The organism is Amycolatopsis sp. PSD-21 (assembly GCF_055561455.1).
Genome location: NZ_CM145712.1, coordinates 9,107,412 through 9,122,039 on the forward strand (window position 1 = coordinate 9,107,412; position 14,628 = coordinate 9,122,039).

The 14,628-nt window shown below is 68.9% G+C and carries 18 protein-coding genes; 4 read left to right on the top strand and 14 right to left on the bottom strand.

Going from position 1 to position 14,628, the window contains the following annotated elements; genetic code table 11:
• Positions 1 to 16: 16 nt before the first annotated feature.
• From ACZ1DY_RS42950 to ACZ1DY_RS42960, 3 genes are read right to left on the bottom strand one after another with little or no spacing between them, the layout of a single operon-like run.
• Entirely contained in the window at positions 17 to 748 is a 732-nt protein-coding gene (locus ACZ1DY_RS42950) for a TetR/AcrR family transcriptional regulator (protein ID WP_465483099.1), read from the bottom strand.
• The gene (locus tag ACZ1DY_RS42955) at positions 745 to 1,452 is read right to left on the bottom strand and encodes a DUF2334 domain-containing protein (RefSeq protein WP_257483350.1); all 708 of its coding nucleotides are present in this window, start codon (positions 1,450 to 1,452) and stop codon (positions 745 to 747) included. Before ACZ1DY_RS42955 ends, ACZ1DY_RS42950 begins: the two co-directional genes overlap by 4 nt.
• A 58-nt stretch (positions 1,453 to 1,510) precedes the next feature.
• The gene (locus ACZ1DY_RS42960) at positions 1,511 to 2,392 is read right to left on the bottom strand and encodes a phosphoribosylaminoimidazolesuccinocarboxamide synthase (RefSeq protein ID WP_257483351.1); all 882 of its coding nucleotides are present in this window, start codon (positions 2,390 to 2,392) and stop codon (positions 1,511 to 1,513) included.
• A 35-nt stretch (positions 2,393 to 2,427) separates the two neighbouring features.
• Between ACZ1DY_RS42960 and ACZ1DY_RS42965 the strand changes: the two genes are divergently transcribed.
• Complete coding sequence (locus ACZ1DY_RS42965; protein WP_257483352.1) at positions 2,428 to 3,234, top strand: SAM hydrolase/SAM-dependent halogenase family protein; 807 nt, start codon at positions 2,428 to 2,430, stop codon at positions 3,232 to 3,234.
• Here ACZ1DY_RS42965 and ACZ1DY_RS42970 read toward each other — a convergent pair.
• The 10 genes from ACZ1DY_RS42970 to ACZ1DY_RS43015 all read right to left on the bottom strand — a co-directional run bounded on the left by ACZ1DY_RS42970 (position 3,117) and on the right by ACZ1DY_RS43015 (position 11,719).
• Complete coding sequence (locus ACZ1DY_RS42970; protein ID WP_457959219.1) at positions 3,117 to 4,004, bottom strand: MOSC domain-containing protein; 888 nt, start codon at positions 4,002 to 4,004, stop codon at positions 3,117 to 3,119. The two genes, ACZ1DY_RS42965 and ACZ1DY_RS42970, sit on opposite strands and share 118 nt — an antisense overlap.
• Positions 4,005 to 4,328: 324 nt before the next feature.
• Entirely contained in the window at positions 4,329 to 5,069 is a 741-nt protein-coding gene (locus ACZ1DY_RS42975) for an amino acid ABC transporter ATP-binding protein (RefSeq protein WP_037334665.1), read from the bottom strand.
• Positions 5,066 to 5,824, bottom strand: coding sequence for an amino acid ABC transporter permease (locus ACZ1DY_RS42980; protein ID WP_016338057.1), 759 nt, complete (start codon positions 5,822 to 5,824; stop codon positions 5,066 to 5,068). Before ACZ1DY_RS42980 ends, ACZ1DY_RS42975 begins: the two co-directional genes overlap by 4 nt.
• Positions 5,825 to 6,607, bottom strand: a complete 783-nt coding sequence (locus ACZ1DY_RS42985; RefSeq protein WP_465483100.1) for an ABC transporter substrate-binding protein — start codon at positions 6,605 to 6,607, stop codon at positions 5,825 to 5,827.
• An 8-nt stretch (positions 6,608 to 6,615) separates the two neighbouring features.
• On the bottom strand, positions 6,616 to 7,389 hold the full coding sequence (locus tag ACZ1DY_RS42990; protein WP_465483101.1) for an ABC transporter substrate-binding protein: 774 nt from the start codon (positions 7,387 to 7,389) through the stop codon (positions 6,616 to 6,618).
• Positions 7,390 to 7,394: 5 nt separating this feature from the next.
• Positions 7,395 to 8,222 carry a substrate-binding periplasmic protein gene (locus ACZ1DY_RS42995; RefSeq protein ID WP_465483102.1) on the bottom strand — a complete coding sequence of 276 codons (828 nt, stop codon included), beginning with the start codon at positions 8,220 to 8,222 and terminating at the stop codon, positions 7,395 to 7,397.
• A gap of 219 nt (positions 8,223 to 8,441) precedes the next feature.
• Positions 8,442 to 9,872 (bottom strand): adenylosuccinate lyase, encoded by a 1,431-nt coding sequence (gene purB, locus ACZ1DY_RS43000; protein WP_465483103.1) that lies wholly within the window; start codon positions 9,870 to 9,872, stop codon positions 8,442 to 8,444.
• A 20-nt stretch (positions 9,873 to 9,892) separates the two neighbouring features.
• Entirely contained in the window at positions 9,893 to 10,486 is a 594-nt protein-coding gene (locus ACZ1DY_RS43005; RefSeq protein ID WP_126736253.1) for a TetR/AcrR family transcriptional regulator, read from the bottom strand.
• Positions 10,487 to 10,509: 23 nt separating this feature from the next.
• Entirely contained in the window at positions 10,510 to 11,214 is a 705-nt protein-coding gene (locus ACZ1DY_RS43010) for a hypothetical protein (RefSeq protein ID WP_465483104.1), read from the bottom strand.
• Complete coding sequence (locus ACZ1DY_RS43015) at positions 11,201 to 11,719, bottom strand: SigE family RNA polymerase sigma factor (RefSeq protein ID WP_257483359.1); 519 nt, start codon at positions 11,717 to 11,719, stop codon at positions 11,201 to 11,203. The genes ACZ1DY_RS43010 and ACZ1DY_RS43015 overlap by 14 nt, the downstream gene beginning before the upstream one ends.
• 135 nt (positions 11,720 to 11,854) lie before the next feature.
• Here ACZ1DY_RS43015 and ACZ1DY_RS43020 point away from each other — a divergent pair, with 135 nt between their 5' ends.
• The 3 genes from ACZ1DY_RS43020 (at position 11,855) to ACZ1DY_RS43030 (ending at position 14,387) form a co-directional block, all read left to right on the top strand.
• On the top strand, positions 11,855 to 12,883 hold the full coding sequence (locus tag ACZ1DY_RS43020; RefSeq protein WP_465483105.1) for a threonine aldolase family protein: 1,029 nt from the start codon (positions 11,855 to 11,857) through the stop codon (positions 12,881 to 12,883).
• A 2-nt stretch (positions 12,884 to 12,885) separates the two neighbouring features.
• On the top strand, positions 12,886 to 13,476 hold the full coding sequence (locus ACZ1DY_RS43025) for an HAD family hydrolase (protein ID WP_465483106.1): 591 nt from the start codon (positions 12,886 to 12,888) through the stop codon (positions 13,474 to 13,476).
• Positions 13,477 to 13,565: 89 nt separating this feature from the next.
• Positions 13,566 to 14,387 carry an SAM-dependent methyltransferase gene (locus tag ACZ1DY_RS43030; protein WP_257483362.1) on the top strand — a complete coding sequence of 274 codons (822 nt, stop codon included), beginning with the start codon at positions 13,566 to 13,568 and terminating at the stop codon, positions 14,385 to 14,387.
• Here ACZ1DY_RS43030 and ACZ1DY_RS43035 read toward each other — a convergent pair.
• On the bottom strand, positions 14,384 to 14,569 hold the full coding sequence (locus ACZ1DY_RS43035) for a hypothetical protein (protein ID WP_007032516.1): 186 nt from the start codon (positions 14,567 to 14,569) through the stop codon (positions 14,384 to 14,386). The two genes, ACZ1DY_RS43030 and ACZ1DY_RS43035, sit on opposite strands and share 4 nt — an antisense overlap.
• Between the last annotated feature and the right edge of the window lie 59 nt (positions 14,570 to 14,628).

The window sequence follows — 14,628 nt, forward strand, 5'->3', positions numbered from 1 at the left end:
CGGAAGGGGGTACTTGTCAGCCTGCGTCGACGAGAGCGGCGATGCCGTCGAGCACGACGCCGAGACCGAAGTCGAAGTCGGAGTCCTGTTCGGAGTCGCCGAGCCCCGAGGTCAGGAAGCCCGCGGCATCGGGGAAACGCTCGGGGTCGATCAGCTCGGCCAGGCCTTTGCCGTAGGCCTGTTCGGCCTGAGCCTGGCTCAGCTCACTGCCTTTCCTGCCCTCGGCGAGCTGGATGGCCTGCGCGCAGGCGAGGCGGACATAGCCGCCGATCAGCACCAGGATCCCACCCTTGGTGCCCCAGTCGAGGCCGGTGTCGCGCAGCGTCCGCAGGATCGCGTCCATCCACGCGACCGCGTGCGGCCCGGCCGGCGGGCCGGTGAGCGGCAGCTCGACCAGCCACGGGTGCTTCATCAGGACATCGCGGTTGGCCTCGGCCAGCGTGGTCAGCTCGGCCCGCCAGTCACCGGCCTGCTCCACCGGCGGCGGATCGCCGATGGCGAAATCGGCCATCAGCTCCAGCAGTTCCGCCTTCGAACCGATGTGGCGGTACAGGGACATCTTCGTGACGCCGAGATCCTTCGCCACGCTCGCCAGCGTCACGTTCGCGACGCCTTCGCGATCGGCGAGATCTACCGCGGCCGCCACGACCCTGTCGATGTCGAGCACGGACGGCCTGCCGCGCGTCGGGCGCTCCGCTTGCCGCCAGAGCCGCATCAGCGTCGCCGGTGCGCCACCCTCGTCGGTCATCCCGACAATTTAACCCGCGTTCGCGAGAGCGAGCCGTACGTGGTTCCGAAAGCGCGGTTCTCCAGCGAGACGTCGACGGCGTCGAGGAACGCCTGCCGCAGCCCCGGCCGGGCGAGATCCGCGGCGTCGATGCCGAGCCGGACGAGCCCGCCGCGGCGCGCGGCCCTGGCCGCGGCTAGCACCAGCGCGAAACACCGGACGGTCTCCGTGCGGTGCGACGGCCCGCCGAATTCCTGGACCCTGGCGCGCTGGACCTCTCCGGACACCAGATCCCGCACCGAGACCAGGTCCGCGCACAGGGTGAAACCGTGCTCGCGCAAGGCCTGCACGGTGCCCTCCGAGGCGATCCAGCGCGGCGGCGCGAAACCGTCGACGGCCATGCCGTTGGCGTCGAGCGCGGCCTTCGCCGCGATCAGCCGCAGCCGCGCCTCATGCGCGGGAAGCGCCGCGAACTCGGCGCGTTTTCCCAGGTAGACGGCGCGATGGGTGGGAGGGACCTGGTGGTCGTAGCCGTGCAGGAGGACGGAGTCGCCGTGGGTGCGGCGCGTCCGGACCCACTCGGTCACGGGGCCCTCGCCGGTGCGAGCGGCGTAGAGCACCGACAGCGGGACCCTGCGCCGGTCGAGTTCGGCCGCGAGATCGGCACAGCGGTGCAACGTCCGGGTGGTCACGCCGGACAGGGAAACCAGCAAACGTGCATCCACCCCACCAGTGAGCCAGCCCGGGCTTGCGCTCGCCTGACGTCGGAGTGAACTCCGCAGGTCAGGCGGGCCAATCCTGCAACGACCGGCCGGTGATGCGTTCGTAGGACTCGATGTACCTCGCCCGTGTGGCGGCGACGATGTCCTCTGGCAGGGGTGGCGACTCCGGTCTGTCCCGGCGGTGCCAGCCGGACGCGGGGCTGGTGAGCCAGTCCCGCAGCGGCTGCTTGTCGTACGACGGCTGCGGGCTGTCCGGCGCGTAACCGCCGGCGGGCCAGTAGCGCGAGGAATCCGGGGTCAGGACTTCGTCGGCCAGCACGAGGTTCCCCTGACGGTCGATGCCGAATTCGAGCTTCGTGTCCGCGAGCAGGATGCCGCGTTCGGCGGCGAACTCCGCGCCGCGGCGGTACACCGCCAGCGTCGCCTCGCGGACCTCCTCGGCCCGTTCGCGGCCGAGTTGCCCGACGACGTCGTCGAAGGCGATGTTCTGGTCGTGCGAGCCGCGGTCGGCCTTGGTCGCGGGGGTGAAGATCGGTTCGGGGAGCCGGGACGACTCGGACAGGCCAGGGGGGAGTTCGACCCCGCAAACCCTGCCGCACGCGCGATAATCGGCGAGACCGGTACCGGTGAGGTACCCGCGGGCGACGGCTTCGAGCGGCAGCATCGCCAGCCGCCGCACCAGCAGCGCGCGGCCGCGGACCTCGGCGGGGATGCGTTCGTCTTCGTAGGAGACCAGGTGGTTGGGGAGGACATCGGAGAGCAGGGAGAACCAGAACACGCTCATCGCGGTGAGTACCCGACCCTTGTCCGGGATGGGCGTGTCGAAGACGACGTCGTAGGCGGAGATCCGATCCGAAGTGACGAGCAGCAGATGCTCGTCATCGACGGCGTAGAGCTCACGGACCTTGCCGGCGGCGATCTTCGGGTATTCGAGCGTCGTCACGGCTGCACCCTAGCGATCAAGGATGATGGCTGATCATGCCGATCCACTGCGTTTCGTTCACGACCGACTACGGGCTGAGAGACGGTTTCGTGGCCGCGTGCCACGGTGTGATCGCGCGGATCGCGCCGTCCGTACGGGTGATCGACGTGAGCCACGAGATCCCTCCGCAGCAGGTCAGGACCGGCGCCGAGGTACTCGCCCAGACCGTGCCGTATCTGCCGGAGTCGGTCCATCTCGCCGTCGTGGACCCCGGCGTCGGCACCGCTCGGCGCGGTGTCGTGGTGGTCACCGACCGCGGAATGCTCGTCGGCCCGGACAACGGGCTTCTCATTCCCGCCGCCGAAACACTCACCGGGGTGATAGCGGCGTACGAACTCGCGGCCCCGGAGTACCGCCTTCCGGTGACGTCGTCGACCTTCCACGGACGCGACGTCTTCGCCCCCGCGGCGGCGCATCTCGCGCTCGGCGTCGCCCCCGAGGAGTTCGGGCCGCCCGTCGACGACCTCGTGCGCCTGCCGGATCCGTTCGTGGCGGTGTTCCCCGGCAAGCTGGTGGCCGAAGTGCTCACGGTCGACCACTTCGGCAACGTCCAGCTGGCCGCGAGCCCCGCCGACCTCGAACTGGCCGGGCTGGCGGGCACGGTCTCCGTCAGCAGCGAACACGTCCTGGTGAAAGCGCTGGTCGGCGACACCTTCGGCACGGTGCCGCCGGGCCGGAACGTGCTCTACACCGATTCCGCGGGACGGCTCGCGGTCGCCGTGAACGGCGGTTCGGCGTCGGAGGTGCTCCGGCTGGGGCCCGCCCAGGAGTGCACGATCACCTCGTCGCCGACGGACACCTGACCCGGGCCGGTCACCGCCATCTTGATCCCGAACGAGACGCCGCCCTCGGGCTCGCGGCGGTAGTCGGCGAGCGAGCGGATCGGCTCGGGACCGGCCTTCTCACCGGTCTCCTGGTCGACCATCGGCACCGTGCAGCGGATGCAGACCTTGGCGTACCCGAGTTCGAGACCGCCGGCGGTGAGCGAGCGGACGTCGTCCTCGCGGTGGGGCTCCGGCCAGCCCGAGACGACGATGTTGGGCCGGAAGCGATCCATCGGCACGGCCTCCGCGCCGCGCGACGCGATCCGCTCGTTCAGTCCGTCCAAAGAGGACTCCGAGGTCAGCAGGATCGCGTGCGCGTCGGCGAAAGCCGCGGTGCCGGGGATCTCGCCGTTGGTGACGCGCTCGTGCTCCGGCGCTAGCCCGACGAACACCGACGGGAGGCCCAGCACGGTGGAGAACCACTCGGCGGCCTCGTCACCCTGATGGACGCCCTTACCCTGCCAGGTGAACGTCGCGGCGGGGTGCCGCGGGCCGTCCGTGACCGTCTCGACCAGGAGATCTTCGACGCCGGGAGCGGCGAGCCGCAGGCGGGCGCCGTCGTCGGCCACCTCGGCCCGGATGGCGGCCATCACCGGATGCTTGCGCTGGCTGCGGAACTCGCCCTCCGGGGAGACGACCATCCAGGCACGGTCGAACCTCAGCCCCGCCGGGGTGACGTCGGCCGTTTCGACCGCCGTCCCGGCGCAGCCTTTGACCGGGTAATAGACCAGTTTCGCCACTCTCGCCATGACCGCAGGTTAACGAGTCCGGCCGGGAGTCGGTCGGTACAGGTGGTCGTGAGTGGCGATTCGGGTTAGAACCCGAATCGCCACTCACGAGAACCCGAGGCGCTCGGTACCGCCGGTGCTGGGGCTTGGCCGGGGGTCGCGAAAGCCACTTTCGAGACCTTCAACGTTGCGAAAGTGGCTTTCGCAACATTGGCCGCGGCCAGGCATGGTGATCATGTCGCGAAAGCCACTTTCGAGACCTCTGATGTCCCGAAAGTGGCTTTCGCGACACCGGCTCCAGGCCCCACAGACCCCGCAGATCGGGCCCGGGGCAACGGCGGCGCCCTACAACACCTGAGATAGGAATCGCTGCAGCCGCTCGCTCCGCGGAGCGTCGAAGATCGCCTCCGGAGCGCCCTGTTCGACGATCTTCCCGTCGTCCATGAACGCGACCTCGTCGGCGACGCCGCGCGCGAAACCCATCTCGTGGGTGACCACGAGCAGCGTCAGCCCGCGTTCGGCCAGCCCCGCCATCAGGGTGAGGACGCCTTTGACCAGCTCCGGGTCCAGCGCGCTGGTCGCCTCGTCGAACAGCATGACCTCGGGCTCCATGGCGAGCGCCCGCGCGATCGCGACCCGCTGCTGCTGCCCGCCCGAGAGCGCGCTCGGCCGGTACGGCGCCTTGTCGGCGAGGCCGACCTCGGCGAGGCGGGCGTGCGCGATCTCCGCCGCCTCCTCCTTGCCGAGCTTGCGGACGCTGCGCAGCGGCAGCGTGATGTTGTCCAGCACACTGCGGTGCCCGAACAGGTTGAAGTGCTGGAACACCATCCCGACCCGCTGGCGCAGCGCGTCCGGGTCGGATGAGATGACGCTCTCGCCTCCCAGCAGCAGGTCGCCCGAGTCCGGCTCCTGCAACCGGTTCACACAGCGCAGCAGCGTCGACTTGCCGGAGCCGGACGGGCCGATGATGCAGGTCGTACGGCCCTTCTCGACCTTGAGGTTCACGCCCTTCAGCACTTCGAGGGTGCCGAAGGAGACGTGGATGTCGCGGAGTTCGACGCTCGATGAACGTACGGCGGCGGTCATGGCATCGGCACCTTTCCGGTGTTCAGGAGTTCCGGCTCGCCGCCCTCGTCGTCGACCCGGATCTTCTTGCCGGTGCGCAGCTTCTTGTCGATGTAGTTGACCAGATGCGTCAGCGGCACGGTGATCACCAGGTACACCGCGCCCGCCGCGACCAGCGGCGACAGGTTCCCGGTGTTCGCCGCGAGGTCCTGCCCGATGCGGAACAGGTCGCGCTGCTCGGCGAGGAAGCCGAGGAAGTACACCAGGCTGGAGTCCTTGACCAGCGCGATGAACTGGTTCACCAGCGCGGGCAGCACACGCCGCACACCCTGCGGGATGACGACGAGCGTCATCGCCTTGGTGTAGCTCATGCCCAGCGCGCGGCTGGCCTCCATCTGTCCTTTTTCGACACTCTGGATACCGGCGCGGAAGATCTCGCCGATGTAGGCGGCGGCGATCAGGCTCAGCGCGAGAATGCCCAGCGGGTACGGATTCCGTGACAGCGACGGGATGAGGATCCCGCCGCCCTGCCCGATCACCAGGATGGTCAGGATCGCGGGCAGGCCGCGGAAGATATCGGTGTACACCCGGGCGGGCCAGCGCAGCCACGCCTTGCTGGACAGGCCCATGGTGGCCAGCAGCATGCCGAGCACGGTGCCGATCAGCGCCGAGAACACCGACAGGATCAGCGTGTTCAGCAGGCCGGTCCCGAGGAGGTCCGGGAAGACCTCCCAGATGTACTCCCAGTTCAGGAAGGTGTTGAGGAAATCGTCCACTTACTTCTGCCCGGCCTTGAACTCCGCGGGCACCGGCGCGTTCGGCTCGAACCGCTGGTGCAGCCTTTCCCATGTGCCGTCGGCGATGACCGCCTTGAGTCCGGCGTTGATCTTGCCAGCCAGCTCGGTGTTGCCCTTCTTGACCGCGAAGCCGTGCGGGATGGTCGTGGTGATCGCCTTGACCACCTTGAGCTTCGCGTCCGGGTTCTTCGCCGCGTAGTCCTCGGCGGTCGCCTGGTCGAAGATCGCGCCGTCGATCGCGCCCGATTTGAGCGCGGCCAGCGTCGCGGCGTCCTGCGGGAACTTCACGGCCTGCGCGGCGGGCGCGTTGGCCGCCAGCCAGCTGTCCGACACCGTGCCCTGCACGACCCCGATCCGCTTACCGGCCAAAGAGTTCTCGTCGGTGATACCGGTGCCCTCGCGGGCCTCGATACCGAGCGACTGGTAGTTGTACGGCGCCGAGAAGTCGACGGTCTTGCGGCGTTCGTCGGTCTGCGAGATCCCCGAACTGCCGATGTCGAACTTGCCGTTCGCGACCTGGCTCAGCAGGGTCGAGAACTCCGTGGAGACGAACTCGAGTTTCAGGTTCTGGTGCGCGGCGATGGCCTTCAGCAGCTCGTTGTCGAACCCGGTGAACACGCCGTTTTCCTGATAGGCGTTGGGTTTCGAGTCGCTGAGCGTGCCGACGCGCAGCGTGTCGCCGCTCGCGCCATCGCCGCCGCCGCACGCCGCCAACACCGCCACGAGGGCTGCACCGACGACGGCGGCGAGTGACTTCTTCATCGTGATCCTCACGCCTTGAACTGGTCCGGGACCGGGGCCGTCGGCAGGAACTTCTCGTGCAGCTTGACCCAGGTGCCGTCGGCGATGACCTGCTTCAGGCCCTCGTTGATCTTGGTGAGCAGCTCCGCGTTGCCCTTCTTCACCGCGAAGCCGTGAGGCACGTCGGTGGTGAAGGACTTGACGACCTTGAGCTTCGCGTCGGTGCTCTCCTTGACGTTCGTCTCGGCGATCGCCTGGTCGAGGATGTACGCGTCGACGGCGCCGCTCTTCAACGCGGCCAGCGCCGGCGCGTATCCCGGGAAGCGCACGGCCTGCGCGTCGGGCACCGTCGAGGTGAGCCACTTGTCGCCGACGGTCGCCTGGATGACCGCGACCCGCTTGCCGGACAGGCCCTTCTCCTCGGTGATCGGCGAGCCGTCCTTGGTCTGGATGCTCATGACCTCGAAGTTGTACGGGCTGGAGAAGTCGACGTTCTTCTTGCGCTCGTCGGTCTGGGCGATGGCCGAGCTGCCGATGTCGAACTGGTTGTTCGCGACCTGGCCGAGCAGCGAGGAGAAGTCGGTCGAGGCGAATTCGAGCTTCAGGTTCTGCTTGGCGGCGATGGCCTTCAGCAGCTCGTTGTCGAAGCCGGTGTAGTTGCCGTTCTCGACATAGATGTTCGGCGGCGCGTCACTCAGCGTCCCGACGCGCAGGGTCTTCTCGGTGGCGGATTCGCCACCACCGCAGGCGGCGAGCACGGCGACGAGGCCGGCGGCCAGCGTGGCGAGGAAGGCTTTCTTCATGGTTTTCAGACCCCCGCGTTCTGGACGGGCAGGCCGGGGCCGCCCTGTTCGAGTTCCTTGGGCAGCGGCTCGGTCTTGAAGAACTGAGCGTGCAGGCGGGCGACGGTGCCGTCCGCCACGGCCTTCGCGAGGCCGTCGTTGAGCTTCTTCAGCAGTTCCTTGTTGTCCTTGCGGACGGCGAACGCGGACGGCGTGTCCTTGGTCTCGACGGTGTAGCCGAACTCCAGCTGCAGATCCGGGTTCTGGTCGATGTACTTCTGCCCGATGTCCTTCGGCACGACCCAGCCGTCGAGGCTGCCGCCCTTCAGCTGCGCGAAACCGGCGTTGTAGTCGGGGAACCGGACGACGTTGGCGCCGGGCACCTTGCCGGTCGCGAAGTCGTCCTGCACCGACGCCTGCACGACGCCGAGCCGCTTGCCGGTGAAGGCGGCGACGTCCTTGAGACCCGCGCCCTTCTTGGTGATGATCGAGGTGAACCCGGTGCTGTAGCCGTTGCTGAACGCGACGGTCTTCTTGCGGGCCTCGGTGGTGGAGATCGTGGAGCTGCCGATGTCGAACTTGTTGGTGGCGACGGCGGCGAGCAGGCCGGCGAATTCGGTGCCGACGAACTCGACCTCGAAGCCCTCGCGCTTCGCGATGTCGCGCAGCAGTTCGTTGTCGTAGCCGGTGAAGGTGCCGTTCTCCAGGTAGATGGACGGCGGCGCGTCGGTCAGGGTGCCGACCCGCAGCTTCTGGCCGGTCGTACCCGCGTCACCGGAGCCGCAGGCGGCGAGGGCGAGGGTGGCCGCTCCGGCCGTGACGACGGCGACGATTTTCGACAGCGTGGATCTCATCGCTTCTTCCGTGGGTTCGGCGCGCAAGGCGCGATACAAACACGCCAGGCCGCCTCATGGGCGGCCTGGCGCTCCGGGTTCAGCGATCGAGATTAGGCATTTCGCCCGATCGAGTAACTTCGTCTCACTCTGTGAACACCCCGTGGTGGGGCTGCTCACAACGCGCGTGAAGGCCCCCTTCCCTCGGCTGAGCCGAGGGAAGGGGGCCTTCACGCGCGGTCAGAGGATCGGTGCCGGCGAGTAGTTCGCCGCTTCCGGGAAACGCTCCAGGATGCCCTCGACGCGGGACGCGATCGCGGCCACCTGACGCGGCGCGACACCGGTGAACGAGATCCGGTCGGCGAGGAGTTTGTCCAGCTCACCGCGGTCGAGCGGGATGCGCTCGTCGGCGGCGAGCCGGTCGAGGAGGTCGTTCTCCGCGAGCCCCTGCTCCCGCATCGCGAGCGCGACGCCGACGGCGTTCTCCTTGATCGCCTCGTGAGCGGTTTCACGCCCGACGCCCGCGCGGACCGAGGCCATGAGCACCTTGGTGGTCGCGAGGAACGGCAGATAGCGATCGAGCTCACGTCCGATGACCGCCGGGAACGCGCCGAACTCGGCCAGCACCGTGAGGAAGGTCTCCAACAGACCGTCGAGCGCGAAGAACGCGTCGGGCAGCGCGACCCGGCGGACGACGGAGTCGGACACGTCGCCTTCATTCCACTGGTCGCCGGCGAGCTCGCCGACCATCGACAGGTAGCCGCGCAGCACGACGGCGAGCCCGTTGACGCGCTCGCACGAACGGGTGTTCATCTTGTGCGGCATGGCCGACGAGCCGACCTGTCCCGGCTTGAAGCCTTCGGTGACCAGCTCGTGGCCGGCCATCAGGCGGATCGTCTTCGCGAGGCTCGACGGGGCGGCCGCGAGCTGGACGACGGTGGACAGCACGTCGAAGTCGAGCGAACGCGGGTACACCTGGCCGACGCTGGTGAACACGTTCTCGAAGCCGAGGTGGGCCGCGACCCGCGACTCCAGTTCGTCCAAAGTGGACTCGTCGCCGAGCAGGTCGAGCATGTCCTGCGCGGTGCCGACCGGGCCCTTGATCCCGCGCAGCGGGTAGCGGCCGATGAGGTTTTCGAGCCGGTCGAAGGCGACCAGCAGTTCGTCCGCGGCGGTGGCGAAGCGCTTGCCCAGCGTCGTGGCCTGCGCTGCGACGTTGTGCGAACGGCCCGCCATCACCGTGTCGGAGTGCTCGACCGCGATCGCGGCCAGCCGGGCGAGCACCGCGCCGACGCGGCTCCGCATCAGCTCCAGGGAGCGGAGAATCTGCAGCTGCTCGACGTTCTCGGTGAGGTCCCGCGACGTCATGCCCTTGTGGACGTGCTCGTGGCCGGCGAGCGCGTTGAACTCCTCGATACGGGCCTTCACGTCGTGCCGGGTGACCCGCTCGCGGGCGGCGATCGAGTCGAGGTCGACCTGCTCCAGCACGCGTTCGTAGTCGGCGACGACACCTTCGCCCACCTCGACGCCGAGGTCGGCCTGCGCGCGGAGCACGGCGAGCCAGAGCTCGCGCTCAAGTACGACCTTGCGTTCCGGGGACCAGAGTTCGACCAGCTCAGGCGAGGCGTAGCGGCCGGCGAGCACGTTGGGGATGCGGGGCTTGTCCGTCACGCGGCCAGACTAACCGGGCGCTAGGCGAGGGCGGCCTGCAGCATCCGGGCGGCGGCGGCGCGGGGCTCGGGGTCGACCTCGATCAGCGCGTTGACCACGGCGCCATCGACCAGGGCGACCAACCGCTCCAGTTCGGTGCTGTCCACAGGCGTGCCGGAGCGCGCGAAGATCTCGTGGAGCAGTTCGTACAGCTGCGCGGACAGCGTCCGCATCAGCGGTCGAAGGTACGGACGGCGGCCCGTCCCGACGAGACGTTCGTAGCGCAGGAGCACCGCTTCGGCGTCTGCCTCACGATCCGGGCGAAGCGGGCCGAGGAGCATGTCCAGCACCAGGTCGACCGTGGCCTCCACACCGCGGTTGCGGGTCGCCAGCTCGTCGAGGCGTCGCCGCCCGGTCTCCAACTCCACCTTCGCGTGATGCTCCACCGCGGCGGTGACCAGCTCTTCGAGCGAGTCGAAGTAGTACGTCGTCGACGCCAGCGGCAGCCCCGCGCGTTCGGCGACCGCACGATGCCGCACGGCGTCGAACCCACCCTCGGCCAGCAACGACGCGGCGGCCTCGATGAGTTCGGCCCGGCGTCGCTCACCCTTCGGTGTGGTCGCTGCTGCGGTCATGCCGGGCTATTTTGCCAGCTCGGCTAGTAGCGGGCGGCGAGGACGCCGACCAGCCTGTCGACGTCGGAGTCCGGGAGCGCCGGCCTGCCAGAGCCGTCGCCGAGGCTCACCACGACCACGAGCGATCCCTTGGCGGTGGTCCGGCGCGCTTCGGCCGCCCCGGTGGGCAGCGACGGGACGGCCGAACCGGCCGGGAAGACCGCGGCGGAGACCGTGCCGCCCGGCACCTGGAACCCCGCGGACCTGGCTCCCGTCGTACAGAGGTCGCCGGGCGTCGACTTGGCGACATCCACGGGGACCGGGAGCTCGCCAGCGAGGGCGGTGGCGAGCTCCCGGTCCACCTGGTCGCACCCGTAGGTGCCTTCGGCCGTCTTCTGGCCGGTCCTCTCTGGCCCGTCGCCCCCCTGCTGAGGCGGCGGGTTCGAGAAGTTCGAGGGGTCCCCGCTGTCAAGAGGACGTACGGACGCCGCCCCGGGTTGCCCCGCGGAAGCCGCTTCGTTCTCGGATTTGGCCGCGCTCCCCGTCTGGAGCTCGGTTCCGCCGAGCACGCCGAACATGCCCACTCCGGCCAAGACCAAAACCAAAGCACTACAGGCCACCGCGATACCGTTTCGGCGTCGAGCAGTGGCGCGTTTGGAGGCGCGGACCACGTCGGCGGTGTCGAAGGTCGGCGACGGCGCGTCGCCGGGGGCGTCACGGAACAACGCCTTCAGGTCATTCTCGTCCATCCCGTGCCACCTCCTCCTTCTCCATGACCTGCCTGAGATTCGCCAGCCCGCGCGCGGTCTGGCTCTTCACGTTCCCTTCGCTGCAGCCGAGCGCCTTCGCCGCCGCACCGACGTCCAGGCCCTCGAAGAACCTGAGCACCAGCACGGCCCGCTGCTTCGGGGGCACTTCGCGCAACGCGGCCAGCAGGTCCTCCCTGGTGACGACCTGCTCGCCGAGGTCGAAGCCGTCCTGCGGCGGTTCGGGCAGCTCCTCGGTCTGCCACTCCCGCCGCCACGGCCGCCTCGATTCGTCGATGGCCGCCCTGACCAGGGTCTTCCGTACGTAGGCGTCGGTCGCCGCCCGTTCTCTGATCTTCTTCCACCTCCGGTGCAGCGCGACGAACGCCGTCTGCGCGAGGTCGTCCGCACGATGCCAGTCACCGCAGAGCATGTACGCGGTCCTGCGCACGGCGTCCCGCTTCGCGGCGAAGTACTCCGCGAACTCTTGTTCGTCGCGCTGGTTCACGCGGGTTTTGTCTCCGCTCTTGCCTCGTCGGTGGGTAGGACGGAACCGGGGGCGTCCACGGTTGCATGAGCGGGCGCGGCGGACCAGCCGGGGAGGAGATTCACCGCAGGCCGGTCGATGTGATGTGATCGTACCGTGACCTCGCGCTCCCTTCCGCAGATCGATTTCCGCTCCGACACCGTGACCCGGCCGGACGACGTCATGCGCCAGGCCATGGCGAAGGCCGAGGTCGGCGACAACGTCCTCGACGGCGATCCGACCGTCGGCGCGCTGGAACGGCGTGCCGCGAAACTCCTCGGCATGCCCGCCGCGCTCTGGACACCGAGCGGGACCATGGCCAACCTGATCGCGCTGAGCATCCATCTCCAGCGCGGGGACCGGTTCCTCGCGCCGCGCGGCTCACACGTGATCACCGACGAACTCGGTTCCGCCGCCTGGCTAGCGGGCGGTATGCCGGAGCCGCTGGAGCACGACGCCGGGCCGGGCCGCCCGACGCCGGAAACGCTTTCGGCCGCGATCGGCGTCCCGCGCGGGCCGTACTACGCGCTGCGCACCCCGCTGTTGTGCCTGGAGAACACGCACAACACGGCCGGTGGCGCGGTCACCCCGCCCGACGAGCACGCGCAGCTGGTCGCGGTGGCGAAGGAGGCCGGGCTGACCGTGCACCTCGACGGCGCCCGCATCTGGCACGCGTCGGTCGCGCTGGGGATCCCGCCCGCGGCGCTCACGGTCGGTGTCGACACCGTTTCGGCTTGCTTCTCGAAGGGGCTCGGGGCGCCCGTCGGCTCGGTGGTGGCCGGCAGCGAGGAGTTCGTCGAGAAGGCGCGGCGGATGCGTCAGATGCTCGGCGGCGGTGTCCGTCAGGGCGGCGTGCTGGCCGCGGCCTGCATGGTCGCCCTGGACCGCGTCGACAGCCTCGCCGAGACGCACGAGAACGCGACACGGCTCGCGGCCGGGCTCGCGGAGCACGGCTGGGAGGTCAACGCTCCCGAGACCAACATCGTGCAGGTGGCCGCGCCGGACCTCGAAGGACGGCTGGCTTGGCTGGCGGACCTCGGGATCCTGACGCTGCCGAGCTCGGGCCGGATCCGGTTCGTGGCACACCGGGACCTTTCCGCGGCGGACATCGAAGAAACCCTTCAACGCATCAAGACCGGGGGCTGAACATGAACTGGATCGTCTTCGACTACGGCGACGTCATCAGCGAGCACACCGACGCGCTGCCGACCCTGGCCAAGGCGTTCGGACTCGAAGTCGCCGACTTCGAGCCGCACTACTGGGCCGAGCGGATCCGGTACGACTCCGGCGGCACGGACCTCGAGTACTGGCAGAGCATCGGCCGCGCGCTGGACGTCCCGGTCGACAAGGCGTTCTCCGACGAGCTGACCGCCATCGACGTCGAGGGCTGGACGCACCTCGAACCGGACGTCCTCGAACTGCTGGAAGGGCTGCACGAAGCGGGCGCGGCGCTCGCGCTGCTCTCGAACGCGTCGACCACCTTCGGCCGCTGGGTGCGCGAGCAGGAATGGGCGAAGCTGTTCCGCGTGAAGCTCTTTTCGGGCGATCTCGGCTGCATGAAGCCCGACGCGAAGATCTACCGGATCCTGCTCGCCGAACTAGGCGCCGAACCGGCCGACTGCCTGTTCTTCGACGACCGTCAGTCCAATGTGGACGGAGCACGGGCGGTCGGGATGCGAGCGGAACGCTGGGTCGGCGTGACCACGGCGAAATCCGGCTTCGGCTCTTCGGAGGAATAATTCACCCTCGCCGCTCATCCGCTTACGCGCGGTGAAGCGGATGACCTACGCTGAACCAGTCCAAACCGATTCACCCCCGGTAGGTGCCCATGTCCGTGGACCGACGCCCGTTCGTGCCCGTCGATTTCGACCGGCCGAGCATCGCGCGGGTCTTCGACGCACTAATGGGCGGCCAGGACAACTACGAGGCCGACCGGGTGGCGCTGCGCCAGATCCTGGAGATCTCACCGGACGCGCGGGCCATGGCCAAGGAGGTCCGGCACTGGCTGGTCCGTACCGTGCGCTACCTGACCGACCGCGAAGGCATCGACCAGTTCCTCGACCTCGGCTCCGGCTTCCCGACCATGGACAACACGCACCAGGTCGCGCAGCGGTACAACCCCGAGGCCCAGGTCGTCTACGTCGACCGGGATCCGGTGGTGCAGGCGCACGGCCGCGCACTGCTGGCGGCGAACGACTTCGCGCATATGACCGCCGCCGACCTGACCGAACCGGCCGAGGTCATCGAGGAGCTCGCCCGCACCCACCGGCTGGAATTCGACCGGCCGGTCGGGCTGATCCTGTGCGCGATCGTCCACCACATCCAGGATCTCGACGAGGCGCGGAAGATCGTCCGCGCCTACGTCGACGCGCTGGCGCCGGGCTCGTTCGTCGCGCTGCTGCACCAGCACAATCCCGCCGACGGCACCGAAGCGGCCGACGTCGCGACCGCACTCGAGAAGCGCTTCAACGGCACAGGGCTGGACACGCTGTACCGGACGCGCGAAGAGATCGAGTCCTTCTTCGAGGGACTCGATCTCATGGAGCCGGGCCTGACGTATCCGCACCTGTGGTGGCCGGACGGCCCGCGCTTCACCCCGCTTTCGCCCGTGAACTTCACGTCGCTCGGCGGGGTGGCGCGTAAGCCTTAACGGCGAAGCTGCTTCGGGGTGCCCTTGCCCTTGATGGCGCCGTACGCGGCCGTGCCGAGGAAGACCGCACCGCCGATGACGGCGATCCAAAAGACGGCCTTCACGAGAAAACCGAGCACGGATCCGAGCACCATGAAGGCCACCCAAGCCAGGATCAGCCCGCCGACGATCTTCCAGAACATGGCATCCTCCGATTGCCTCGCCGTGCCCATGCGGGCCCGGTGAGTCCAGGTTGTCAGGC

Coding starts and splice junctions, on each gene's coding strand:
- ACZ1DY_RS42950 (WP_465483099.1), bottom strand. CDS start 748: ATGACCGACGAGGGTGGCGCACCGGCGACGCTGATGCGGCTCTGGCGG.
- ACZ1DY_RS42965 (WP_257483352.1), top strand. CDS start 2,428: ATGCCGATCCACTGCGTTTCGTTCACGACCGACTACGGGCTGAGAGAC.
- ACZ1DY_RS42970 (WP_457959219.1), bottom strand. CDS start 4,004: ATGGCGAGAGTGGCGAAACTGGTCTATTACCCGGTCAAAGGCTGCGCC.
- ACZ1DY_RS42975 (WP_037334665.1), bottom strand. CDS start 5,069: ATGACCGCCGCCGTACGTTCATCGAGCGTCGAACTCCGCGACATCCAC.
- ACZ1DY_RS42985 (WP_465483100.1), bottom strand. CDS start 6,607: ATGAAGAAGTCACTCGCCGCCGTCGTCGGTGCAGCCCTCGTGGCGGTG.
- ACZ1DY_RS42990 (WP_465483101.1), bottom strand. CDS start 7,389: ATGAAGAAAGCCTTCCTCGCCACGCTGGCCGCCGGCCTCGTCGCCGTG.
- ACZ1DY_RS42995 (WP_465483102.1), bottom strand. CDS start 8,222: ATGAGATCCACGCTGTCGAAAATCGTCGCCGTCGTCACGGCCGGAGCG.
- ACZ1DY_RS43005 (WP_126736253.1), bottom strand. CDS start 10,486: ATGACCGCAGCAGCGACCACACCGAAGGGTGAGCGACGCCGGGCCGAA.
- ACZ1DY_RS43010 (WP_465483104.1), bottom strand. CDS start 11,214: ATGGACGAGAATGACCTGAAGGCGTTGTTCCGTGACGCCCCCGGCGAC.
- ACZ1DY_RS43025 (WP_465483106.1), top strand. CDS start 12,886: ATGAACTGGATCGTCTTCGACTACGGCGACGTCATCAGCGAGCACACC.
- ACZ1DY_RS43030 (WP_257483362.1), top strand. CDS start 13,566: ATGTCCGTGGACCGACGCCCGTTCGTGCCCGTCGATTTCGACCGGCCG.
- ACZ1DY_RS43035 (WP_007032516.1), bottom strand. CDS start 14,569: ATGTTCTGGAAGATCGTCGGCGGGCTGATCCTGGCTTGGGTGGCCTTC.